The sequence below is a fragment of the Paramagnetospirillum marisnigri genome (assembly GCF_001650715.1).
GTDB lineage: Bacteria > Pseudomonadota > Alphaproteobacteria > Rhodospirillales > Magnetospirillaceae > Phaeospirillum > Phaeospirillum marisnigri.
Genome location: NZ_LWQT01000063.1, coordinates 1 through 23087, shown reverse-complemented (window position 1 = coordinate 23087; position 23087 = coordinate 1). Strand labels below are relative to the sequence as shown.

14 protein-coding genes and 1 pseudogene are annotated in these 23087 nt (G+C 58.7%); 3 read left to right on the top strand and 12 right to left on the bottom strand.

Going from position 1 to position 23087, the window contains the following annotated elements; translation table 11 throughout:
* Positions 1–215, top strand: a pseudogene (locus A6A04_RS23600) (hypothetical protein); the annotation flags it as partial.
* Here A6A04_RS23600 and A6A04_RS21710 read toward each other — a convergent pair.
* The 9 genes from A6A04_RS21710 to A6A04_RS12295 form a co-directional block, all read right to left on the bottom strand.
* Entirely contained in the window at positions 207–1001 is a 795-nt protein-coding gene (locus tag A6A04_RS21710; RefSeq protein WP_172822769.1) for a class I SAM-dependent methyltransferase, read from the bottom strand. The pseudogene A6A04_RS23600 and the gene A6A04_RS21710 overlap by 9 nt on opposite strands.
* A 63-nt stretch (positions 1002–1064) precedes the next feature.
* The gene (locus tag A6A04_RS21705; protein WP_082914887.1) at positions 1065–4145 is read right to left on the bottom strand and encodes a toll/interleukin-1 receptor domain-containing protein; all 3081 of its coding nucleotides are present in this window, start codon (positions 4143–4145) and stop codon (positions 1065–1067) included.
* Between the two features lie 195 nt (positions 4146–4340).
* The gene (locus tag A6A04_RS12330; RefSeq protein ID WP_068493323.1) at positions 4341–6695 is read right to left on the bottom strand and encodes a Crp/Fnr family transcriptional regulator; all 2355 of its coding nucleotides are present in this window, start codon (positions 6693–6695) and stop codon (positions 4341–4343) included.
* A 35-nt stretch (positions 6696–6730) separates the two neighbouring features.
* Positions 6731–8176 carry a trypsin-like peptidase domain-containing protein gene (locus A6A04_RS12325; RefSeq protein ID WP_068493321.1) on the bottom strand — a complete coding sequence of 482 codons (1446 nt, stop codon included), beginning with the start codon at positions 8174–8176 and terminating at the stop codon, positions 6731–6733.
* A gap of 8 nt (positions 8177–8184) precedes the next feature.
* The gene (locus A6A04_RS12320) at positions 8185–9741 is read right to left on the bottom strand and encodes an SUMF1/EgtB/PvdO family nonheme iron enzyme (protein WP_172822768.1); all 1557 of its coding nucleotides are present in this window, start codon (positions 9739–9741) and stop codon (positions 8185–8187) included.
* A 104-nt stretch (positions 9742–9845) separates the two neighbouring features.
* A complete protein-coding gene (locus tag A6A04_RS21700) occupies positions 9846–12023 on the bottom strand; it encodes a RyR domain-containing protein (protein ID WP_082914885.1) in 2178 nt (725 codons plus the stop codon).
* Positions 11987–14092 carry a caspase family protein gene (locus tag A6A04_RS12305; protein ID WP_068493311.1) on the bottom strand — a complete coding sequence of 702 codons (2106 nt, stop codon included), beginning with the start codon at positions 14090–14092 and terminating at the stop codon, positions 11987–11989. The genes A6A04_RS21700 and A6A04_RS12305 overlap by 37 nt, the downstream gene beginning before the upstream one ends.
* Positions 14093–14285: 193 nt before the next feature.
* Positions 14286–14990 carry a hypothetical protein gene (locus tag A6A04_RS12300; protein ID WP_068493309.1) on the bottom strand — a complete coding sequence of 235 codons (705 nt, stop codon included), beginning with the start codon at positions 14988–14990 and terminating at the stop codon, positions 14286–14288.
* A gap of 365 nt (positions 14991–15355) precedes the next feature.
* On the bottom strand, positions 15356–16081 hold the full coding sequence (locus A6A04_RS12295; protein WP_068493307.1) for a hypothetical protein: 726 nt from the start codon (positions 16079–16081) through the stop codon (positions 15356–15358).
* A gap of 527 nt (positions 16082–16608) precedes the next feature.
* Between A6A04_RS12295 and A6A04_RS12290 the strand changes: the two genes are divergently transcribed.
* Together A6A04_RS12290 and A6A04_RS12285 are read left to right on the top strand one after the other, a co-directional pair.
* Positions 16609–17871 carry a toll/interleukin-1 receptor domain-containing protein gene (locus tag A6A04_RS12290; RefSeq protein WP_172822767.1) on the top strand — a complete coding sequence of 421 codons (1263 nt, stop codon included), beginning with the start codon at positions 16609–16611 and terminating at the stop codon, positions 17869–17871.
* Positions 17868–21017, top strand: a complete 3150-nt coding sequence (locus A6A04_RS12285) for an nSTAND1 domain-containing NTPase (RefSeq protein ID WP_068493303.1) — start codon at positions 17868–17870, stop codon at positions 21015–21017. Before A6A04_RS12290 ends, A6A04_RS12285 begins: the two co-directional genes overlap by 4 nt.
* 68 nt (positions 21018–21085) lie before the next feature.
* On the opposite strand, the gene A6A04_RS12280 is transcribed toward A6A04_RS12285, so the two are convergent.
* From A6A04_RS12280 to A6A04_RS12270, 3 genes are read right to left on the bottom strand one after another with little or no spacing between them, the layout of a single operon-like run.
* On the bottom strand, positions 21086–21973 hold the full coding sequence (locus tag A6A04_RS12280; RefSeq protein ID WP_068493301.1) for a hypothetical protein: 888 nt from the start codon (positions 21971–21973) through the stop codon (positions 21086–21088).
* Positions 21974–22019: 46 nt separating this feature from the next.
* A complete protein-coding gene (locus A6A04_RS12275; protein ID WP_068493299.1) occupies positions 22020–22457 on the bottom strand; it encodes a hypothetical protein in 438 nt (145 codons plus the stop codon).
* 24 nt (positions 22458–22481) lie between these two features.
* Entirely contained in the window at positions 22482–22928 is a 447-nt protein-coding gene (locus tag A6A04_RS12270; RefSeq protein ID WP_068493297.1) for a hypothetical protein, read from the bottom strand.
* Positions 22929–23087 lie beyond the last annotated feature (159 nt).

Sequence of the window (23087 nt, the reverse complement as noted above, 5' to 3'; positions counted from 1 at the left end):
ATCCGGCTGATCACCGATCCCTCCACCTGGGGAATTTCCGTCCGCCCGAAATGGGGAAAATTAGGTCGCCGTTGACAGCGCAGAAGGATGTGGACGCCCGCTGGACGATCAAGTTCGCCAAGGCCAAGCCCGCCTCCGATGGCACGCCCCGGATCGACATCGCGATCCCGACCTTCGGCTACAAGGTGCCCACGTTCATAGGGGTTCTACTTTAATGCGCTCCACCTGTCGGTAAAATGAAATAACGGATCGGCGCTGATGCTTATAGTTTTAATATTTATGAGCCTCATAAGAGATTCTTTGGTGAATGCGGCCAAATGAATCTCCCTTGATAGGGAATGATGATGCAGCGATAAGCGTGACAATAGTAAGTTTATGCTTTTTTTTGTGTGAAATGAAATGTGTCCATTCCGAGGCGATGCGTACCACCAGTCATCTTTAAGGTGCATTGTCTTGAGTAACGTAGAAAAAATAATTACTCCATCTCTGCGGCATAGGGATGCCATTTCTCTGAATAGAGAATACTGGTCTGGAACGTGTTCAACCACTTCAAATGCAGTCACGACCTCGCTCGATATTTGCGGCAGCCCCCCTCCACCATAAAACGGATCATAGCAAGCGGCTTCGAACCCTTGAGAGGTTAGTAGGCGTGCCAGTTGGCCATTTCCACCGCCATAGTCGAGTAATGAGCATGGAGATAGGGCAGCCGTCAGCCATGCGGCAAGCTTTTTGGGACGTTCTTCCAGAAATGGTCGGTCACCCAAATAGTAATCATTGTTATATATATCAGCTCTAAACCTATCCTCATGCCAATCAGCAACTTCTTTAAATGACGCAAAGCCACATTGAGTGCACTCCCAAAGAGGCGTCGATCCAATATCTTTGGAGTACTTCCTGCATCCATCAAAATAGTCGCCGCATGAAACATTTATCTCCTTCTCAAGGCAAACTACAGCCACTCCTCCGCACACATGACATATTACCGTATGCTTGTGTTTCATGGTATTTCTCTTCATATTCATAAAATGATTATTATTAGACTTATGAAACAAGGCAAAATTAATTCAATAATTACCATCAAGAAGGGTATTTAGTGTGTACAAAGTTTCAGCTGCTACATAATCGAACCCCCCCGTCTGTCTTGTGGGCCAAATACTTAGGCTATCGATAAAATAACGGCGGGCGCGGATTTTATCTAATGGCGCGAGGTGGCGAGCTCCCTGATGAATAGCCGCCAGTTCCCAAGGCAGAATAAGGTGCCTGGTGCTATCCAGGCGGACGCCATTGCTTTTCAGCTTGACGAACCGATCCGAAGCATCCACGTCATCTAAAGGGGTTGGCTGCTCCAGCGAGGCAAACCAGCGTTGAAACAGGGCAATATCATCGGCGGTCCCTCCCGTGAGTAGCAGGGTGAAAATCACAAAAGCAGTATTGCCCCGCGTACGCGTCTTGCGCGATACGGCATCAGGGTAGTCTGACCAGTAAATGTCGTAGCTCGGAACGTGGCTGTGGAGCCACGCCCTGGCCCTAGTTATCGCCTTGAGCAACGTATCCTTCAGGTGGGGATCAAAGAGTGATGTTTGTGCCAAATGGTGGAGGGAAAGAAGTGTTAGTGATGTTGAATAAGTGCTGTTGGATTCGTCTTCCTCAATGGCATCAAAAAAAAGTGGCCAACCACCTTCTTTAGATTGTCTTTGCAAAATCCCACTTAATACAGATGTTTTGACGTATACTCCCTGTAGTGCATGAGAGATGATGATCCAGTCACTTGCTGCCATATGCATTGATCCGTCAATGGGCGCCCAGCACGAGCAGCTATTAATAAATTTTAAGTCATAGAATTTATTAAGGTGAGAGCTGTCGAGCGTATTCTTGTCTAAAGATGATGCGACCTGACCAATGCTCCAAGCATCAAATGTTTCATTGCTTGCTCTGCTTTTTAATAGCTCGATCGCCGCTGAATCTGGGGTTTCTGGCATGGGTTGTGATGGAACGGTACCAGTCAGGGCATACTGCATATAACGCTGCAAGGTTGCTCGTAAAAACATGCGCCGCTTTTCATACTCACCCCGGATTTCAGGTGAAAGCACGGAGGCTCCCGCAGACGCAGCGGAAATATTGGTAAAGGTGGCAATAGCTCCTGAAATTATACTCTTATTAGCGGTAACGGCTATTGAGCCCGCCAAAAGAAAAGCAAAAACGGCTAGGCCAATCACTAAGATTCTCCGCCTCTCCGCTTTAGTGCATGCATGTATATAATCAGCCACATGAGGCATCGCTTTGATTTGATTTTTGTAATCATCTGATGCAAAAAGTACGCGTATGGCCCACAATCGTCTTCCACGATGACTTAGATATTCTGGATTTCGATCATGAAAATCCCATATATCACCTGAATTCTCGATGCTACGCAATGCCTCTAAGTTCTCGCGTTCCGGCTTCAGCCATTCCGCAAAACGAGGCCATTCGCGGAACATTGCTTCATGCGCTACTTCAATATTTTTTCCTCGTATTATCAGAAGCCGCCAACGGACGAATGCCTCCAAAATCTCCTTCTGTTGTGGGGAGAACAATTCTATCGGCGCAATACATCGGATCGGTTGTCCACGATCATTAAGTTGCGCTAAAGCGGGAATGAATGCTCGCATAGTTTGCTTTTCGTGATCCGGATGGATGCGAAAAGCAGCCAGCGGCCTATCATCTCTGGGGTCCATGCCGCGCAATGCTCGTTCAGCAGCGTCGTCAATTAGGCCGTGTAGCTTGCCAAGTGCCTCATAGTCGGAAATGCAGATGAGCTTCTCAGCGCAAAATCGCGTCCAAAGCCGACGTAGCGCAAAAGCAAGAAGAGGCAGAGCATCAGACTCCGGAGCGTCTTCTATGAGAGCGTGCGCCAAACTCGGCTCAATGACCACATTATATCGCTCAGCTGGTTGTTCGATGGCGGCAGAAAAGCGGAACGATGGGAGCGGTCGAATATCTGCAGTGCGCGTCAAGATGCGTCTAAATTTCTCGGACGAGCGCAATTCAGGGAAGCAGTCATCGCGGACGGTAAGGGTGACGATATACGGTGTTGGAGCTCCCTCCGCCGGAGGAGTCTCCATAGATGCGCTCAGGTAGTCAGCTAGAGCAATTGCACTTTCCTCGTCATTATGAACAAGCTCTTCCGCTTGATCGACTGGATATAAGATCGTGGTTAAAATGCGTCCTGATCGCTCTCGTATTGTGGATAGACGTTTTTCTAGTGCGGAAACAAGATAAGAATTTTGTTCGATAGTATTCTCTGTTGGCCTCCTGCGCCAGGCAGTGATCAATTCGTCATGTACATGTCCGGGAGCCCACGTAATGCCGTGATCTATTGCTGTTCTCGATAACGCATCTGCAAAGGCATAAAGTGGGTCTGCTCCGGGGCGGAATGATCTAACAACCAACCAGCCTCGTTCACGACGTAGCCGCGGCAGAACCCCCGCCTTCATCAGCGACGACTTGCCTGATCCTGAGGCGCCCAGGAAGGTATAGGCGCGTCTGTCACCGGAAGCCCTCATCTCACGAAGTTCTTCAATGCAGGCCGCGATTTCTGGACTGCGACCAAAGAATAGGGCTGCGTCGGCGTCGTCGTCACCGAAGCTTTCGAGGCCGGGGAAGGGATCTGGGCGAAGCTCAGTGTTAACTGCAAACGCGAGAGGATCTAGTCCTATCCTCGCTAACGCACCTCCTGCCCGGAGGCCGGAAACGAGAGGTAACACCATCGCGGGATGGCTATCAAAATTAAGCTCACCAGGGGCTCCGACCTGCGTCAGGTCGAACCCTTGATCCTCAGCCATAATGCGAGACATGCGCCGCTGCTGACGTTCATCCAACTCGTGGCCAGCGGTGGAAAACAGAGGTACAATACGCTTTCCAGCATACCAGCCCGACAGAAATTCACCAAAACATTCATCTGAATTCAGCCAATCTGGCGTTACCAAGCAGATAACAATTCGACAAGACGCTTTGGCACTTCTCAAAATGTCTGCCCAGCGGTCCCCTGTTCTTATTTCTGAGTTATCAACAAAAACATCAGTGAATCCCTCGCATACAAGCCAATCAACGAGAGCTTCTGTTAGGATGTTGTCCTTGCTGGAGTGGGATATGAAAATTGCAGTCATAAAATTTCTTAATCATTTGAAGATTTATACATGATACGCCAAAAAATATGTGTTTGTCTAGGTGCGACACTTCAGGGTCTTGATGCTTGCAGAAGCTGGCGGGTCTGATGGTTATGTGACTCTTCCAGAGTTCGGTGGGAGGTCGCGATGAAGCGCGACGCAGCATAAAGGGGAGGCCCGTTTATTAGTTTCGGCCTAACTCAGCGCATAGACGCGGAACGTGCCGTAACCCTCCTTGGTCTGGAGCCGCCCCACATACTGGCCATGGGGCGAACTGGTTGGTGACAACGAGGTTTCAGCCATAAACAGCTCCGTCGCCAGGGGGATGTTGGCGGGAAGGACCGGCTTGGCCTGGACGACAACACAGGTTGAAGCCGATACCGCGTGCGTCTCCGCCACGGGGGCGATATCGCAAATGATTCGGAGAGGCACGTCAAGCCGGTGTGCCGCCGCGGACAGGGTGACGGCCAATGCCGCCGCATCCGATGGCGCTAGGACGATTTCGGTTTCCGACAGCCAGAACTCCGGTCCGGTCCAATGGAGGGACTGAAGGAGTTGCGTGGCCCTTTGCATATCACCGTCATTCCATGAACAGTACACCATTTGCACAAAGGTCTCATGACCGAGGTGCCGGTCGATGAAATCGGATATAGCGGCATGGTCGGGAGATTCCGCTGTCCGCAGAGAGGCGGTAATGGTCGTCGCCGTATTTCCAGACAACAAGATGCAATTCGCCTCGAGTTCAGCGGCATGCCGCATGGCCAGTCCCACCGAAAGGCGGTGTCCCGGGTATTCCATCGCGGTGCCTGTCCGATCCATGGGCCAAGCGGCGATAAAAACCCGATGGGCATGTTCGAGGCAGTGATTGAAACGCGAGACCCAGTGCCTGGCTTTGGGGCCGATGGAGCGCGACAGGAATTCGCCCCCCCGATTTGGCAAGACGAGGTGGAGTTCGCATCCCTCACGGATCATGGCTTCTGCCATCACGATATCAGAGGTGCTGACCAAGCTACCAAAACCCCATTTGGGCCGATGCGCCTTCAAGATGTTTTGACAAGTTTCTAGGTTTGGGGCATCGCCTTGATAAACTAGGACCGGGCTTTGCGGTGCAACTCTCATGATAAAATCGGTCGGGGGAATGCCCAAGGTGCGGGCCAGCATCCTCAATTGTCGGCGGGTTGTTGCGACGGCTCCTGGATTGGCGTCGGGCAGTCCCATGGCCAAGGCGAACTCCCGCTCGGCCAGGGTATACTCGCCCAGTATGGTGGCGGCTTCGGCGCGCGTGGCGGCTGCGTAATAGGTGCGGACTGGCACCTCCGAATTCAGGATGCTCCGCGCGGTTTGAATGGCCTTCCCCTGGTCCCCGGCCATGGCAAACATGGTCGCAGCGTTGATGCCCGGATAATGGTTTCCCGTTCGCTCATAGATGGCAAGGTATCGTTCTGCCGATTGGAGTGCCAAGTGCCGGGCCGCCACCTCATCAATGGCGGAAAGACTCATATCCTTCAGAAGACGAGGTTCGAGGGAGGCGATGTCCACGTCATCATCGCAATGGTCGAACTTGAACGACTTTAAAAGCTCTATTGCCTGGTGTCGGGCCCCTGCCCGGGCACAGGCAAGCACCATCCGATGGCGCAATTGCGGGTGCCGGCTCAGCGATGGTCGCCTTAGTGCGTCGCGCGCCAAGTCAAACGCCTGGGCATTGTAGCCTCGGGCCATATCTGCGTCGATCAAGGCCAGCCATGTCTCCGCTTCCCATGATTTGCGCTGTCCTGAGCGCATGGCAGCGATTGCGTCAAGGCTTCGTGGGTCGAGGACCGTCAACACGCCCAGGTTGTCGTGGCGGACAATATCGGCGTCTTGCCAAAGCCGCAGGGTCTCCAGCACGCTTCGCCGATCTACGGCGAGGAGGTCTCCCAATTGCTGGTGAGTGATGCGAGGGGGCATGCGGATGACACCGTCCTCCCGGATTCCGACAGCCTTGGCACGTTCCATAACAGCCTGGGCCAAGCGAATTTCGACCATCCCGATGAAGGCCATCCGTTCGATTACATCAATGCTGCGGCGGTGCCGCCGGGCGACGATCCGATGGAGGCGCCGTTCGAGATCCATGTACTGACGGATCAGCTTCCGGATTGTGCGGCCTTCCAGGGCGATAACCGCGCAATCGCTCGCGGCTTCTGCGCGCATCTGGCGGTTCGGCAGTGGGCTGAATTCGTCATCGGCCTCAAGGAACTCCATTTCTCCGAATATGCCCCCCTCATCGATCCAATGGATGGCGATCTTCTTGCTTTCCGGCGGTTCGCAGGCGCATCCGAGCAGCACGGCGCCTCGCTCCACGATGAACAGCGATCCGCTGGGGCTGTCCGTTCCATATATCTCAGCATGATGGAGATAGGTCCGAAGCGTGGCGGTGCGGCAGAGATCGTCCAAATCGCCCGGTGCAACAGATGAGAACAGGTCTAGGGCGCCAATGACCTCGCGGCACCGCTCCTGAGCCAGCTTGCGGCGCTGACGTTCCGGGCCGTTATGATCCTGGTTGCCGTTCACAAGATTGCATCCGTTTCAAATGACAGCGGGCACATTCAGAAGATCTCCACCTTCAGGTAATTTCTGTCACCATTTCTCTGAATCAGCAGGGATATCTGCCGCAAGCCCCTGGCCTTGGACACCGCTTCGTGGAAATCGTCTGCCGTCACCACGGCCTTTGTTCCGGCTGCAATGACGATATCCCCTGGTCGAAGCCCGGCCAAGGCGGCTCCGCTTTCCGGCTGAACCGCAAGAATCAGCATGCCCTTTTGGTTCTGCGGCAGGCCGAGTGAGCGGCTCAAGCCTTGATCGATGGGCAGTATGGTCATGCCCGCCGTCGCGTGACCGACCGCTTTATCGGAGGCGGGCTCCTTGACGGCTATAGGAACCGTCACCGACCGTTGCGGAGTGACCAAGAGGGAAACGGTCCGGCGTTGGCCATCGCGTATCATCTCGAACGGAATCTCGGCTTTAGTTGTCAATGGATAGAGAAGCCGCGCAAGATCATTGTTGCTGGCGATGCGTTGTCCATTACAAGATACCAGGATGTCGCCCACATCCAGAATCCGATTGTGCCCCTGTTCGGGACTGCGGATCACGATTATTCCATCCTTGGGGGAACCGGGCAGGCCCGTAGAGATTTCCTGCGACAAAGGCTGCGTTTCCACGTCCAATCCCCCGCGAACGGTATAACCCTGCCGCAGAAGCTGCTCGATGACTGGTTGCGCCTGATTGCCCGCGATAGCAAAACTGATCCCAATATTGCCACCGAGCGGACTGAATATCGCTGAGTTTATGCCGACCACCCGTCCCTGGTAATCTATCAGCGCGCCGCCCGAGCTCCCCACATTGATAGGAGCCTGATGCTGGATGAGGTCGAGTACCGCATTGTCTTCGGTCCTGCGTCCCAGCGCGGAAACCACGCCCCCCGTTACCGTGCCCGCGAAACCAAAGGGTGAGCCGATGGCCAGGATCGGCTGCCCCAGGGTAAGGTTGTCGGAATCGCCAAACGACAGGGTGGGGAGTTGATGGGGGACGTTAATCCGGATCACCGCCAGATCGGCCAGGGGATCGCTGCCGATGATTTCTGCAGGGTAGGCCTTACCATCAGAAAGCTTGACGGTCATGGACGACGAACCGGCCACCACGTGATGATTGGTCACGATGAAGCCGTCGGGGCGGATGATGAAGCCCGAGCCTAGCGGAATCTCGTCTGGACGGCTTGCGCTCATATCACGCTGCTTGGGCAGCAATGCACGAGCCTGTTCCTCTGTCCAGGCTTCCGTCGTCTTCGGCAAGGAACGTGTTTCGGCCACCTTCTCCTTGGAAAGGGATTTGGCATGGGTATTTTTTTCAGTGTAGATAGCCACGGTGGCGGGAAGCGCCTGCGCGATCACGGATTGCGACACGACTGTGTCGGCAGCGTGAACACCGGAGGGCAGAAAGGTGAACTGGATCGCGCAGATCAAGGCAGCGATAATCGGAAGCACAAGCTTCATCATTTTCCCCATCATTGGAAGTCGCAGGCAACCCTAAACCCGATGGTCATATCAGAGCGTCCGGGCGGATACTGGGCACGAGCTGCAGAGCGGACACCGCGCGATGCCGTGGCGAAGGAGCCTCCCCGGATCACCCTGGAGGCGCAACTGCCCGCATCTGCCTGAACGGCCGATCCCTGGCCCGCATGTTGGTCAGCGTAGCAATCCTCTACCCATTCCCAGACATTTCCTATCACGTCATGCAGACCAAAGCGGTTGGCGGGAAAGCTGCCTGCCGGTAAGGGTGCTTTGGGGGCGGCGCCACCGCAATCGGCGCAGGCAGCCAGACCTTTTCCTAAGTCGTCTCCCCAGGGCCGCGACGTTGTCATTCCTCCTCTGGCCGCATACTCCCATTCGGCTTCAGTGGGCAGACGATAGCGGCAGGTGGCATTAGGCCGATTATTCAGCCAAGCGGCGAACTGGCGCGCATCATCCCAGGTCACCCCGAACACGGGGAGACGTCCACGCCCTTGTCCCTTGTCGTCAAGCCAATGGGTACACCCACCCTCACGGAAGCAGGCGTCCCACTGGGCGAAGGTGGCTTCCAAAGTCGATATACCGATGATCTGGCGGAACTCGATGGATGTTCTTGGCTGCTCGTCGAGGTTGCGCTCTGGTTCATCGGCAGGGGAGCCCTGGTAGAATCGTCCAGGCGGCAGGATGGTCATCTGCGGGCATTCCGGGCAATCCTGGAAGGTACGGCCAGGATTGCCGACGGGGGACGCGGGAGGGGGGGGCGCCGCCGCATTGGCGTCATCTCCGCGCGATGATGCCGGACCGACCGGGGATTGGAAGATGAAGTCACCCTTGGTGGATGAAATGCCGCGCATCAGGGTGGCAAATTGGGGGGTCTGCTTGCCCCGTGTCTGGTTAGCGACGATATCGCGCAAGAAAAAACCCAGTTCGTTGCCGGTGACGTATCCGTCGCGGTTGAGGTCGGCGCCGCCGGCCAGGGCGGAAACCAGGGCATGGGCGAAGACGCTCTGGTCGGGCACGGCCTGCTCCTCGGTTCCGGATGCGATGATCTGGCGGACCGGATAGGCGGCGCTTACCGTGACGGCAACCGGGGGATCATGACGTTCGCCACGCATGCTTTGAAAGATGGAGCCGGAAAAACAGCTGTCGAAGATGACCAGGACATGCTTGGCCCGCATGCTGTCGATCCAGCGCTGGACTTCGTCCATGCTGATGGCTGTTCGGCGGAAGGTCTGGTTGTCGGCCGACGCTCTGGGGGCGTCCACCGGCACAAGATAGCCGACACGCTCGGCGCCATTTCGCAATGTCTCGCCATGTCCGGCGTAGTAGATAATGGCGCAGTCGTCCGGGCCCGAGGCTTGGTCTTGGGCGAATGCCTCGATGGTTGTGCGCATGGCCGCTCCGTTCAGATCCTCCGCGCGTTGGACATCGAATCCGGCCTCGGCGAAGGCGACACTGATCCGATCCACATCATCGCTAACGCCGGGCAGGCGCCCCCAGCCAGCCGTGTATCGGCTGTTGCCGATGACCAGAGCTACCTTGGCAGCGCACAACAAGGGAGTGTCCAGTCGAACAAGTTCCGAGGCTCGCGGCGATGACATTGGGAGCGCCACAATCATGCCCACCGCCAGCAGGACCGGCCATATGTATCGCAACGTCAGCATGGCTCCCCTGTGTCGAGCGATGGTGAGGAAAAATCCGTCATGGTTCCGCCCGGTTCCTCCACCCGCAGAGCGATTCCGTTGGGCAGAATGACCTCTCCGGGAGGGGCGGCTAGGATGTGTCGGGCCAATCCGAGTATGCGCCTGACTTCGGCGCGCTCGGCTTCGGGCAATCGCCTCAAGGTGGACTGGCTTGGTTCGGCAAGCCGCAAGCGCAGATGTCCTCCGAATTCCAGGGCCATCAAGCAGGCCTGCCGCTCGGCGGGGCTCGACAATCCCGTGGACAGGACAAAAGCCGGATGTTGCCAGCGCGCCAGGGTCGCCGCCAGCTCTTGCCGGGCCGCCGCGTCCAAAGTCGCCGTCTCTGTTCCCGCCGTTACAGTGATATGGTGGGGCAGGACCACATCCATGCCGATCATTCGGAACAGCGCGGGTATGGCCTTGACCTGCTCGCGGTCCTTATTTTTGGCCGCCTCGGTCAATGCCTGATATTCAACCAAATCCGGGTGCAGGAACCGGGCGTCGTCGCGCGTTTTCGCGTGATGCCAGCCTGCGAGATAGCGGTTGGCGCACCACCGATTATGTTCGGCAATGGCAAGCTCCTCAAGGGCTTCCGGGGAAGGTGAGAACTCTGGCACCGGTGGAAACCCGAAGCGTTCGGCCGAGGGGCACAGGACCGCGCCTAATTCTCGGACTTTCAGGCCATGGTGATCGGTCGCGGCGCGATTATCGTCGCGGACGCTTTCTGTCAGGGCATCCCAGTGCAGCAGGGTGGGGCGGCTGGCTAACTGTTCTCCGTCGCGTAGGCGTTCTTCCACGTAACCCTCGTGAACGGTGCGCGCCAGTCGGTCCAGATTGTCTTGCAGCACAAGTTCGGGAGAGAACATGGCTTCCTGCCGCCCGAAGCTCTCAATCATGCCGCTGGTTTCAGTGGCAGCGGCGAGCCCCCGTGCGACGTCGCCCTTGGGATCAAATGCCATGATGGGAGGGACGAAGTGGCCCTCCCGCCGCAAATGCGTCTCCACCGTCAGGACTGTCGCCAGGCAAAGCTCTGGCTTATCCATGCAGGCATATATGACGGTCGGCGCGACCGGCTGGTCGAATAGCTGATGCCAGAGTTGGAGGAAGCTACGGTCACTTTCCACGTCGGCAGACAGGAATTGGGGCGTACCGATCCGGGCATGCCCCGGAAATCGCTCGGCAAACATGACGCCTAGGCGTGTGGCATCCCGGTCGATGACCGTAATCTGGGGAAAGCGGCCAGAGCGGAAATGGGCCAGACGAAAAATCGCCAGAGCCAAAGCTTGACCAAGGGTTCCGAAGCCGACGATTACCAGATGGTACTTATCGGGCGCGCCTTGTCGGGCAAACCGGTCCATAGGATGCCGTGCCAGCAGATCGCGGGCTGTGATCTCAGCCAGGGAGAACAGGCGCAATTGGCATTGGCCACCCTGGCGCAGTGTTTCCATCTGGGTTTCCAACTGGCGACGGAGGCTGGCGTTATGAACATGGGCAAAAATCCGCAACGGTGGTCCCTGACTGTGGTTAATTTGCCCGGCAGCCATCATGGCGGTGTCGAGGTTACGAGTGTCGCTCTCATCGGCGGCCAGAACGGCCGAGGCATGTTCGAGCCCCAGATTCGAAAAGCGACCGGGTCCGTTCTTGGGCAGAACGGGAAGCCCCCGGTCAAGCGCCTCAACGAGGCCTGGATCATCTGGCGCACCTACACCAAGCGTGGGATAGCCACATGCAAATCGCTCGCGCAGCAGATGCAGGCCCATGGGCGACAGGCCGACGATGACGAGGTGCTTCCCCCGGCGCAAGATTCTGGTCGCCCTGATGCGGCTTCGAAATCGTAGCCAAAGCCACACCCCGGTCATCCAGGTGGCGCCTGCCGCCAAGCTGCCGCGTCCCAGGACCAAGCCCACCGCCCCCTCTTCCAGAGGGTTTGCCGCCCAGGGACGAAACACCGACTCGGTGGCGATACTCCAAAGCACCTGTCGATGGCGGGCCTCATCGCCACGGGGAGGAGCGGGCAGCACCGAAGCCCCACCTGCATAGGCCAGGATTAAGCCTGCCAGCGGAAAAGCGATGCCCAAGGGCAGTAGACGCTTCAAATACCAAGCCGACGGCTTGATCACGGCTGCTCTTTCCAACTGAAGACGCGAAGCCATGTCTTGTCCATGGACTGCCCTTCGCTGCCCCCACGGGTGGAGGGTATTCCGAAGCCGGTCTCCATCAGCAGGCGTCCCATGAAGGAACTGTCGCTGCGTGTCTTGGGGACTTCCGGCTGGGCCAGGAATGAAAAGTCGTTCAAGGCCGCTCCATCCTCGGCCTCCACCGCGATCACCAGCAACCGTTCGACACCAGCCTGCGCCCCCGGGGCGCCCTTAATCTGGAAGCCCCTGGCTCCCAGGCGCTTGCGGCCATGGGCATCGATCCGGTTATGCTCGCCATCCATGGGAAAGACCACATTGACGCCGAATTGCGGGGTGATCTGCAAGACAGTGAAGTCCACGGGGCGATTTCCCGTATTCTCAAGGGTGATATCCAGGCGGTCGCCGTTTCCCACGCGTGGCACCACCCCGTCATTAAGTCGAACGGGTCGCCCATTAGAGGTGATGGTCACCTGGGCATTGGCCGAGGCCAGCCCGCTGCCATAGCCCTGGGCAGCGAGTCGGGTCAGATTGATGGCTTTTCCCATCTGGGCCAGGGTATCCCTGACCAACGGCAGCAGCTTGTCGATGGGCTTGTCCAGCCCCACGGAGATGGTTTGTCCCGGCCCCTCCCGGATCAGTTCGCTCTCACTCGACACGAACCACAGGCGTCCGGCGTCCACTACCAATCGGATATTATTGGCCTCGCCAGGGGCTGACCAGCGCAACTGGGTATTTCGGCCGGGGGAGATCTCCAACTCGGCGATAACCTGCCGCATGATTGCCGCCCCGGCCTGGCCCTCGGCCAAGACAGGACGGCCGACGTGTAGGAGCAGGTCAGGGCGCGGCTCGACCAGACGGGCGGAAAAATCCTCGGGAAGGGCCGAAACAGCTGGGGCCGCCTTGCCGCCATAGGCGATGGGCCGAAGGATCGAGGTTGTGCCATCCACCGTGGCGATTTCGGCATAGCCGATAACGGATTTGTCCTTGGCGATAGCATTGGGCAGCAGGGCCAGCACCGTTCCCTGTGTCAGCATGTGAAACGCGCCGGCGGCCAGGACCAGCTTGCCGTCATCCTTGCGCTGGACCAGCCATTGCGGTTTGCCCTCGGTTTGCCCGCCGGAGATGGCCCGCGACAGTCCTGTGCCGGTCAGCAATGGAGTGGGATGGGGATTTTCTGCTACTGCGTAGAGCTGAAGCAATTGCTGCCCCACCTGGGCAAAGCTGGCTCCGGGATTCAACGTGATCGCCTGGGCGATGGAATAGGTGAGGAGACCGTGCGTCTTATTGCCTGATTGAGCAGGCGGCAATGCTCGCTCCGGCGCTTCTTCCTCGGATTGTGCGGCGAAGAAGGCCACGAAGTCGCCCTTTTTCGTTCCCCTGGTCAAATCCAATCCCATGGGCGGGGAGGACTCGGCGGTGCCGCCCCGCTGTCGGGGGGCGCGCGCCTGGGCGGCCTCCATGGCCGAACGAGGGATGTTGAGCGTTTCCGGGCTGACGCCCCGGAACCTCACGTCGTCGGGCAGGGCGCTCCGGGTCATGTTGGCGGAATGGCAGGCGTCGAAGATCAGCCAAACGAACACGCCGCGCGAGCGCAGCTTCTCCAGCCATTCCCGAATCTCGAAATTACTGATGGCGTTGGTCACCGTCCCGCCGGCCCCATCCCACTGGCCGATATCGATGGGCAGGACGATGGCGTCCAATCCATCCACCGAGCGCAGGCCTATATCCTCGGGCTTAGCCGGCTGTCTGGTACCGTGTCCGGCGATAAGGACCATGACCTCGTCACCTTCGGTACTGGCGGCAGTCAGTCGAGACAATTCGGCCATAATGGCGGCGCGCGTCGGTATGCCGCCATCGGGAACGGCGTCGCTCAGTACCTTGATATTGGCTGACGCATAGCCCAGACGAGGCAGTACCTGCCGCATCAGGACCACATCGTTGCCAGGTCCGCGAAGGGCGCTGACCGGCGCCTTGTAGCCTGAAACCCCAACCAGGAGCGCCCGCTTGGTTCCCGCCTCCGCCTCGTTTGGCAGCGCCACCAGTGTGATCAGCGACACAACGATAAGAAGATGCTTAGTCCACATTGCGCGCCGCCTAACTGAAGTCAATCAAATTCAGTAGTTCCGACTATGTCGGGGGAAACTGTTAGGGAAGGGTGTCTTTACAACTGGAGGAAACTGGATTTTGGACGATATGAATTACATTTCCCGCGAAATTCACTGGCTTCCGGGGGAAGTGGCGCAGCCCTATTTATAGAGGCTGCGCCGATCCTGAACCTCAGTTCGTGCGAATGATGTAGCGCACCGGAGTCGGGCCGGTGTTCTGAATCTTAACCTTGAAATTTCCCTCCCATTTGGGGGTCCCAGAGCACGAGGCCGAAACTTGCTTGTTGTCGTAGTCACGGCAAATCTCGTGGTCGCCTTCGTCATAGACCTTCAACCACAAAGTCTCGTCGCCATCACCGGCCAACTCAACCCTCCAAGGCTCCCGGGCCTTCATGCGGATGTTATAGGTATCGGTGGTGTTGCCCCTCACCATGTCCAAATGGGTGACCGGACCATTGACACGGCCGCGACTGCCGGATTTCTCCGCGTCATCGATCATGGCGAGCAACGGCGCCTGCCCCTTGGCAAGATTCCGGGCAGCTTTCAGGGCGCTGGCGGCGCTGTCGAACGCGACGGCGGGCTTATCTGCGGCGCCGGTGGCTTGGCCTTCACGCTCGACCGGCGTGGTCAGCGGCACGCCGCCAATGGCCTGCAGGATCCGGGCCGCCGCCAAGAGAGCAACAGGATCCTTTGTCTTTTCGCCATACTTGGCCAAGGCATGAGCCATGCCCGCCGTTGCGACGGCTTCAGTCTGCGGCGAGGTGGCGACACTAGTGCTATCTGCATTGCTTTCGGCGGCGCTGGCCGGGGTAGCCGCGCTTGCAGCGATGGCGAAGCAGGCCGCTGCGACACTCGAAACCCACACATTCTTGCTCATCTATCCACTCCTTGGTTCTGCATTAGAATTTTGAAAAGCCCACGATCACGACGCATTGCCTTCCAAGCTCTGTGATTGGCCGCAGTGTCGGCGATAACCTGTAAGGCCATTTGTACGTGCGAGAAGGCAAAAAGTCTTGCCTTAGTGATCCTCCCACTGTCAGGCAAGACTTTAAATCGATGGTAGCCGAATATCCAGCGGGTAGGCAAACCGAGAGTGAATCTTTTCACACTCAGGCGTGACGATGAAGACGGGGCGCCACTCTCCAGCGCGCCAGATATCGAACGCCCCATTAAAGCGCGAAATTACGGATTTCCGGGGGAAGCAGCGTAGCCCTGTTATAGAAGCTGCACCAAACCTGGACCTCAGAAGTGGATGACATAGCGCACAGGAGTCGGACCGGTATTCTGAATCTTGACCTTGTAAATCCCCGCCCATTTGGGAGTCACAGAGCACGAGGCAGAAAACACCTTGTTGTCGATGTCACGGCAAATCTCGTGGCCGTTTTCGTCATAGACCAGCAGCAACAAGGTCTCGTCGCCGTCGCCGCTCAAGGAAACCCTCCAAGGCTCCCGGGCTATCAAGGGGATGTTATAGACATCAGTGCCATTGCTGCGCACTGTGTCCGAACGGACGAGGAACACAATGTCATGACGGTCGATCGAACCGTTGAACGCTTTGCGACTGCCGGACTTCTCCGTGTCATCGATCATGGCGAGCAATGGCGCCTGCCCCTTGGCAAGATTCCGGGCGGCTTTCATGGCGCTGGCAGCGCTGTCGAACGCCACGGCGGGCTTTTCCGGGGTGCTGGTGGCTAGGCCCTCACGCTCAACAGGCGTGGTCAGCGGCACACCGCCAATGGCCTGCAGGATCCGGGCTGCCGCCAGGAGAGCAACAGGATCCTTTGTCTTTTCGCCATACTTTGCCAAGGCATGAGCCATGCCTGCCGCAGCGACGGCTTCGGTCTGCGGTGAGATGGCGACACTGGCGCTGTCAGCATTGCTATCGGCGGCACTGGCCGGGGTAGCCGCGCATGCCGCGATGGCGAAGCAGGCCGCAGCGACACTCGAAAGCCAAACATTCTTACTCATCTATGCGCTCCGTAGCTTTTAATTATACCATTATTTACTATTTGAGCGGCCCATCTTCCACCCATTATTGACACCGTGCTCGCGCCGGTCAAGGACGTGTCCCGCGCTGCTGACGTGGTGGCCTATGGCCATCCTCTTGATCACCTCTCCGTTCGATGGCCTCCTGAGGGCAGGTCGGGACGAGGGGATGGTCAGCAGATCAATCGAACAAGGGGACATTCAGCTACAGGTAAGCTTGACGCTCGATCACGCTGAAACAGGCCAAAATCCACTTCCTGCTTCAAATCACACTCGGGCGTGACGCTGAAGACGGGATGCCCCCAGCGCACCAGATATTTCCGTCACCAATCAATGATCGCGATCAGCAGTATCAGGTTGTCCTCGATGCGCCCATTGCTATAAAAATCTAGTCTTTACACGCAATCCCCGCATCTCAACGTGGAACTATTGGAGAGTCCGACATGACGTCAAGGGTGCTGTCGGATGCGGAATGGGACCGACTGATCCGCGCCATCCGCCAGGGACAGATGATCCCGATCATCGGCGAGCGCCTTTCCCTGGTCGATCAGGATGGCCTATCCCGCAGCTATGCCAGTGCTCTCGCGGAACAGATGGTCCGCGACGACTTGGTGGACGAGGCGCTGCTCGCGCCGGATGTCAGCCTGATCCAGCTGGCAGAATCTTTTGTTTCCAGGGGTGGAAACATTGTTGATTTCTACGATGAACTGCTCCGCGCCTCAGAGACCGTCTCCTTGCCGGTGGCCAAGCCCCTGGCCCAACTGGCATCCATCACCGATTTCAAGCTGTTCGTCTCGCTGGGCAGCGACGCATTGCTGCAAAAGGCGATCGAGGAAGCCCGGCCATCCGAGGTGGTACAGCACCGAGTCTTTCGCCCCGGCGAGGTCCAGGATATCGGCCCCGAATGGCCGCCATCCCGGCCGACGGTCTATCACCTGTTCGGCCGGATCAGCGCCATGCCGGACTATGTCGCCAGCCACGACGACCTTCTAGAGTTCATGCACGCCCTGCAATCGGGCACCAACCGGCCCAGGGAACTATTCACCCGGTTGTCCAGCAACAGCCTGCTGATCATCGGCAGCGCCTTCTCCGACTGGCTTGCGTTGTTTTTCATGCGGATGTCCAGTGAGCAGAGGCTGTCCGACCGCAAGCAGCAGGTAATCCTAGTCGACGACGGGGTCGAACGCCGCGACGAGTTGAACTCCTTCGTCTCCCACTTCAGCAAGCGGACCCGACTTGTGGCCCAATCGGCGGAGCGTTTCGTCGAGGAATTGCGGGCGCGCTGGTCATCCCAGAGCGGTGAAGAGGTCAGCGCCGAGGTGGACGTGTTCATCAGTTATGCACGCGAAGACCTTGAACAGGCCACCCAGCTCCGCGCCGGCCTGCTCGCCCGCTTTCCCCGTCTCGGGATCTGGCTGGACAAGGAGGGGGGGCTAGGGGCCGGCGACGACTATGCCCGCAAGATCCATCAGCAAATCCGGCAGGCCAAGGCCTTCATTCCCATCATGTCCAGGACCACTGGAGATGCGGATGCCAGCCGGTTCTTCCGCCGGGAATGGGCCTGGGCCGAGGCGCGGGCTTTCGAGCTTGGCGATGTACCATTCATTCTGCCGGTCAGCATCGACGGCGATCCCGATTACGGACGGGCAGACGTCCCAGACACGTTCAAGCGTTTGCACTGGGCCGCTCTTGGCGGTGGCGCGGTGACGCCGGATTTCGTCGAGGCGGTGCTGCGGGTCATCAGGACCCATAAGAAGCAGGTGGTGGCATGACGTCATCTTCCGTAACCGATCAGGACCGGTTCATCGACGCCGAGCAGCCCTGGCCCGGCCTAGCCGCCTTTACCGAGGAGGTTGGTCCGTTCTTCCGGGGCCGGGGTAACGCCACGGCGGACCTGGTACGGCTGGTCGGTACCAGCCACGCGGCGGTGCTGTTCGGCCAGTCCGGCCTCGGCAAGACCTCGCTGATCCAGGCGGGCCTGTTTCCCAACCTGCGCCGTGACAGCTATCTGCCAATCTATGTGCGCCTCGATCATGCCGAGGGAGCCAAGTCGTTTTCGGAACAGATTCTTGATGTGCTGATGCAGGAATGTCGGCTTCGACACGTCGACAGCCCCGAAGTCCTGCCCGGCGATACCCTTTGGACCTATCTCCATCGGCGCAACGCCGATTTCTGGGCCGATGGCGTCGACCTGCTGACCCCGGTGCTGGTGCTGGACCAGTTCGAGGAGCTGTTCACCCTGGGGCGGCTGTCGCCGGAGGCCCAGGCCCGCTCCGACGCCTTCATCGACGATCTGGCGGGGCTGGTGGAGAACCGCCCACCCCGGGCCGTTCGCGACTTCATTGAGGCCGACCCTGCGCGGGGGCGCGACTACGACTTCTCCCGCGCCAGCTTCCGACTGCTGCTGAGCCTGCGCGAGGACTTCCTGCCCGACCTAGAGGGGCTGATGCCCTTCCTGCCAACGCTCCGGCTCAACCGGATGCGGCTGGTGCCCATGAGCGGCGACGAGGCGCTGGAAGTGGTCGGCCAGGATGACGGGCGGCTGGTCGAGCCGCAGGTGGACGAACGCATCGTCCGCTTCGTCGCCGACGACCAGAGGGACCGTGCCCTATCCGCCTTGGCGGTGGAGCCTTCGTTGCTGTCGCTGGTCTGCCGCGAACTGAATATCCGCCGCCAGACCCGGCAACTGCCCCGGATCACCGCCGACCTGCTGAGCGGGGCCAGGAACGAGATTCTCGCCGACTTCTACCAGCGCAGCCTGGAGGATCAGCCGAGACAGGTAGCCGAATTGATCGAGGATCATCTGCTCAGCGAATCGGGCTATCGCAACAGCATGGTCCTGGACGATGCCCTTCGGCTGCCCTCGGTGACCCGGGCCGCCATCGACGCCCTGATCCAGCGGCGCCTGCTGCGGCTTGAGGAGCGCTCGGGCATCCTGCGGGTCGAACTGACCCACGACGTCCTGACCCAGGTGGCCAAGGAACGGCGCCAACAACGGCGCGAGGACGAGGCCCGCGCCGAATTGCGGCGCCAGCAGGAGGCCGCCCGCCGCAAAAGCCGCCGGATGGCCGTCGCCGCCGTCGCCATGCTGATCCTGGCGCTGGGCATGGCGGGGCTGAGCTGGGTGATGTTCCAGGCGCGGGAAGAAGCCAACACCCAGCGCGAGATGGCAGAGGCCCAGCGGCAAGAGACGGTGAAGGCCAAGGAGGCGACGGACAAGGCCCTGGCACAGGCGCAGGCTGCCGAGGCCCAGGCAAAGACCAATGCAGAGGAGGCCGAGAAGCTGCTGGCCCTGGTCCTAGACATCACCGTTAACAGCAGTTCCGCAGAACTGCGGCAGCAATTAATCGACCGTGTACGCCAGGACCCCAAGATGCTGGCCAGCGTCAGCGAGGGGTTTATCGCCCGCTCTACCCTATTCGACGGCTCGATCCGCGAAGTCTGGCCGCAGATTCGCGGCAACTTTACCCCGCAGGAGGTCGCTACCTTCATCGAAACCGTCATCGCCGATGCTCAGTTGGTAAAGCGAGCCAAGACGATCATCGCGTCGGATCAGGGTTTCTCCAGCTCCATTGGTATCGGATCGCCGGTGCGGAGACTATCAGCAAGTATCGCAGACTCTCTTGCCGCTTTTGGGGCGCTGTCCACTAAAGACAGAATACTCAAGGTAAAGGCTATTCTGGAGGTTTTGAAAGAGCCTGGGAATGTTTTTGATAAATTATACAAAGGCGTTACTTCGTCGAAAGCTCCGTCAGATGGGGCCATCAACATTATTTACGAGGTAATAATAAAAGCTGTGTATCAGTTAAAGGATGAGGAAAATAAGAGGGAAATTATTGAGCTTGTCAAAAATCCGGCCTCCATATCACTGGCTCTGCGGCTCAAGGAAATCCTCGATATTCCTAGGGTCGAGCCCGCTACGCTGGCCAAGGCCCGAAAGATGCTGCTGTCGTTTGAGCAAGTTCCGAATGGCGAGATCTATTACCGGGCGCTCGCAATTTACGCCGATGCCCATCTCCGGCATGGATCGGTGGCCGAGTTGCGGAGCTTCCTGACTGACCTTTCCGCCACCAACCAGCGCCCCGAGGACGTCATGCTGACAGCGCTGACCCGTGTTTTTGTCGAATCCGATGCCTCAACCTTGCCGAAATGGTTGGATGTGGTGCTGGGGATGTCCCCGGCCAAGTCGTCCCGGTCGGAATGGCTGGATTGGAGTGAGTTGGAGCCATCCGGCCGCGGCGGCTCGCCAGGAAAATGGCCTGCGGATTTGGCGGAACGGATGGCTGCGACCTATATGCAGGCCACTGCCGGGCACCCACCCAGCCTTCGCCAGACGGGCATCGGGCTCTGGCTCAGTCGGCAACTCAACCGCCAGAGTTTGCCGGAATTGTCCTCGGCGGTCCTGGCCAGAAGCCTGGCTGGAGTGCCGAAGCAGCCTCGCCAGGGCGCGGAACCCTATGAAAACGGGGCCGTCGCCAGGGCATATCTGAGTTCGGCCGCAAACGTGGATGGCGCTCAGATCGCTAAGAAAGTTCCCTATTACGAATCGGCGCTCCTGTTCTCCCGTGCATCCAACGACTGCCGGAAGTGTACCGTCCAGGCCCTCGGATCACTGAGCTACAGCTATCTCATCGTCGGACGGTTCCGGGACGCCAAGGCGGCGGCCGAGGAAGCCCTGCTTCTCGATCCCAAGGAAACCTGGATCATCACTAATCTGGCTCATGCCGAGATGTTTCTGGGAAATGTCGATGCCGCCATGGAGATTCACCGCCGCAATGCAATAACACTGCTGGGAAAAGATCGGCCGTGGCCGAAGGTTATCGCCGAGGATTTCGACGAGCTTCGCCGCAACGGCCGGACCCATCCGGCAATGGCGGCGATTCTGGACATGCTGAAAATTGCGGGCGCTCGGCAGTGACGAATCGGGCTAAGCAAGGGAAGGGAGAAATGGCGTCTGGTGCCGTTTTTTCCCGGATCTCTGAGCCGTTATTTTTTACCAATGGGAGAAGTCCGTCCCCTGGCATTGCTCAATCCCATCGCTTCGACCTTGCCGCCATTCATGGCGATGAAGTCCTTGGCATACAGGTTTTCCGCCGCGAACAGCAGCCCCGCCCGCCGAAGAAAGCTGTCCAGTTCGGCTGCGTCCCCCCTCCAGCCATTGGCCACGACTTTGTGCAAATCGGCGCCATTGCCGCTTTCCACCAGGGCGTACGCCAGCCTCCATAGGGCCAGGGGCACGCCGTCGCGCATGGGGGCGCCTGGTCCATCCCAGCTTGCCAGCAACCCCTTCGCATCGGTACAGGTCAAGCCGTGCGACCGACAGATATCCGCTACGACGCGACCGACAGGACGGCGCAGGCCGTTCAGCTTTGGCCGCAGCCCAGTTCCCGGCAGATAGGCCAGCGGCACCTGGGACACGAAGGCTGCATAGGGATAGTCATCCTCGGCCCCCAGTGAACGCGGCACATGGGTCGATGGGGTCCGGAATTCGCCGATGCCGTCGCCGTCCACATCCTTGACCGTGTCGGCGCAGGACTGCCAGGACGGATAGGAATGGGTCTCCAACCGCTTGCCTGGAACCACCAAGGTGCAAGTATTGGGTACCCGCCCCCGGATGTCGGCGGATTGGATCAGCACGGCACCAGCCATGATACGGGGCAGTATCCGGGCGAGCTTGCATTCCGTTTCCTCGCGGTCGCCGTCCCTGGGGATGCAGGACCACAGGCGCTTGCCATCCTTCCTGATCTCCAGCACGGAGCCGGAGACAGGGCGCAGGACATAACCGTTCCCCAATTGGCGCGTTTCGGTCGCCAGGGCCGAAGCGCCCCAAAGCATCCCGACCAGTCCAATGGCGACGACACCGTGGCGCGTCATGACAGTGGCTTTCCTGCCGCTTGGGGAGGATGGAGGGACACGCCGATTATTGCCCGGCTGGTTCAATGATTTGGGCTTTGCGCCGTTCCAATGATATGCTCCAGGCAAACCAGACTAGGCCGCCACCGATCAGGAAACCCACCATATGGCCGGATGTCGGAACGATCCCAAGAACGGCCATGCCCAGGGCTGTCGAGATCAGATTGCCGATCATCAGCGACAGGGCGGCCATCACCCACCAGGACCGGGGATGAAGCAAGGCCACGACGTGGACCGAGGCCAAAACCAGTGGCGTGACGAGCGCGAGAACGGGCAAGGAGTTGGCGAAGCCGATCACAGCCCAGGCCGTGGCTCCCAGAACCGTGAGTCCGCAATAGATCCGGGCGACCGTACTGCCGCGTGCTCGCCATCCCGACAGGGCGCGGCCGAATACCAAGCCGGAAATCACCAGCCAGGCCAGGATGGACATCAGGGGCAGCAACATCGCTCATCCTCATTGTTTGGCTGATCAACCCGCGGAGATCGCCAGAATGACGAGCAGAATCGGTGTACAAACCAGGATGACCAAAGCAGTTGCCAACCCAAGGGGTGGCCTTGGCGCGGGCTCCTGCGTCGTCACCGGCCCGGATGGGGTCAGGGCGGAGATGAACTCCCCCAATGTCGCGCAGACATAGCCGTCGGGGTCCGCCATATCGTCGGTGAAAAAGCCCTGCCGCTCCGTCTGGAGACCATTACACACGGCAAGGCGGAATTCATTCCATGTCTCACCCCGGCTGATGGATATTATTTTATCCGCGACCTCGTGGGCTAACTTCACGGACTGCCATGGGCTGCCGTGGTGTTCCGGCACGTAATAGGCAGAACTGTAGGTATCCTTTAGCCGATGGGCAACGGCAGCGACGGTGTCCGAGGTCCGCCCTCGCCATCTCAACACGTCGTCGTGGCTTGCCATCATGGTGGGCTCCCTTGTCTATCATGGATCGTTTGAAGGATAGATTCCGGTTCCGGGGGTGTCTTAACCCCGCTCGGAGCGGGCTGCATCGTATAAATCAGCCGCCGCCATGGTCACCAGATCGGCCGCGAGATCATAGCCCGCCGCCCGAATCTCCTCGGC

What these genes read in the sequence shown, in the direction of transcription:
- A6A04_RS21710 (WP_172822769.1), bottom strand. Translation starts at nt 1,001, where the DNA reads ATGAAACACAAGCATACGGTAATATGTCATGTGTGCGGAGGAGTGGCT.
- A6A04_RS21705 (WP_082914887.1), bottom strand. Translation starts at nt 4,145, where the DNA reads ATGACTGCAATTTTCATATCCCACTCCAGCAAGGACAACATCCTAACA.
- A6A04_RS12325 (WP_068493321.1), bottom strand. Translation starts at nt 8,176, where the DNA reads ATGATGAAGCTTGTGCTTCCGATTATCGCTGCCTTGATCTGCGCGATC.
- A6A04_RS21700 (WP_082914885.1), bottom strand. Translation starts at nt 12,023, where the DNA reads ATGGCTTCGCGTCTTCAGTTGGAAAGAGCAGCCGTGATCAAGCCGTCG.
- A6A04_RS12305 (WP_068493311.1), bottom strand. Translation starts at nt 14,092, where the DNA reads ATGTGGACTAAGCATCTTCTTATCGTTGTGTCGCTGATCACACTGGTG.
- A6A04_RS12300 (WP_068493309.1), bottom strand. Translation starts at nt 14,990, where the DNA reads ATGAGCAAGAATGTGTGGGTTTCGAGTGTCGCAGCGGCCTGCTTCGCC.
- A6A04_RS12295 (WP_068493307.1), bottom strand. Translation starts at nt 16,081, where the DNA reads ATGAGTAAGAATGTTTGGCTTTCGAGTGTCGCTGCGGCCTGCTTCGCC.
- A6A04_RS12290 (WP_172822767.1), top strand. Translation starts at nt 16,609, where the DNA reads ATGATCCCGATCATCGGCGAGCGCCTTTCCCTGGTCGATCAGGATGGC.
- A6A04_RS12285 (WP_068493303.1), top strand. Translation starts at nt 17,868, where the DNA reads ATGACGTCATCTTCCGTAACCGATCAGGACCGGTTCATCGACGCCGAG.
- A6A04_RS12280 (WP_068493301.1), bottom strand. Translation starts at nt 21,973, where the DNA reads ATGACGCGCCACGGTGTCGTCGCCATTGGACTGGTCGGGATGCTTTGG.
- A6A04_RS12275 (WP_068493299.1), bottom strand. Translation starts at nt 22,457, where the DNA reads ATGTTGCTGCCCCTGATGTCCATCCTGGCCTGGCTGGTGATTTCCGGC.
- A6A04_RS12270 (WP_068493297.1), bottom strand. Translation starts at nt 22,928, where the DNA reads ATGATGGCAAGCCACGACGACGTGTTGAGATGGCGAGGGCGGACCTCG.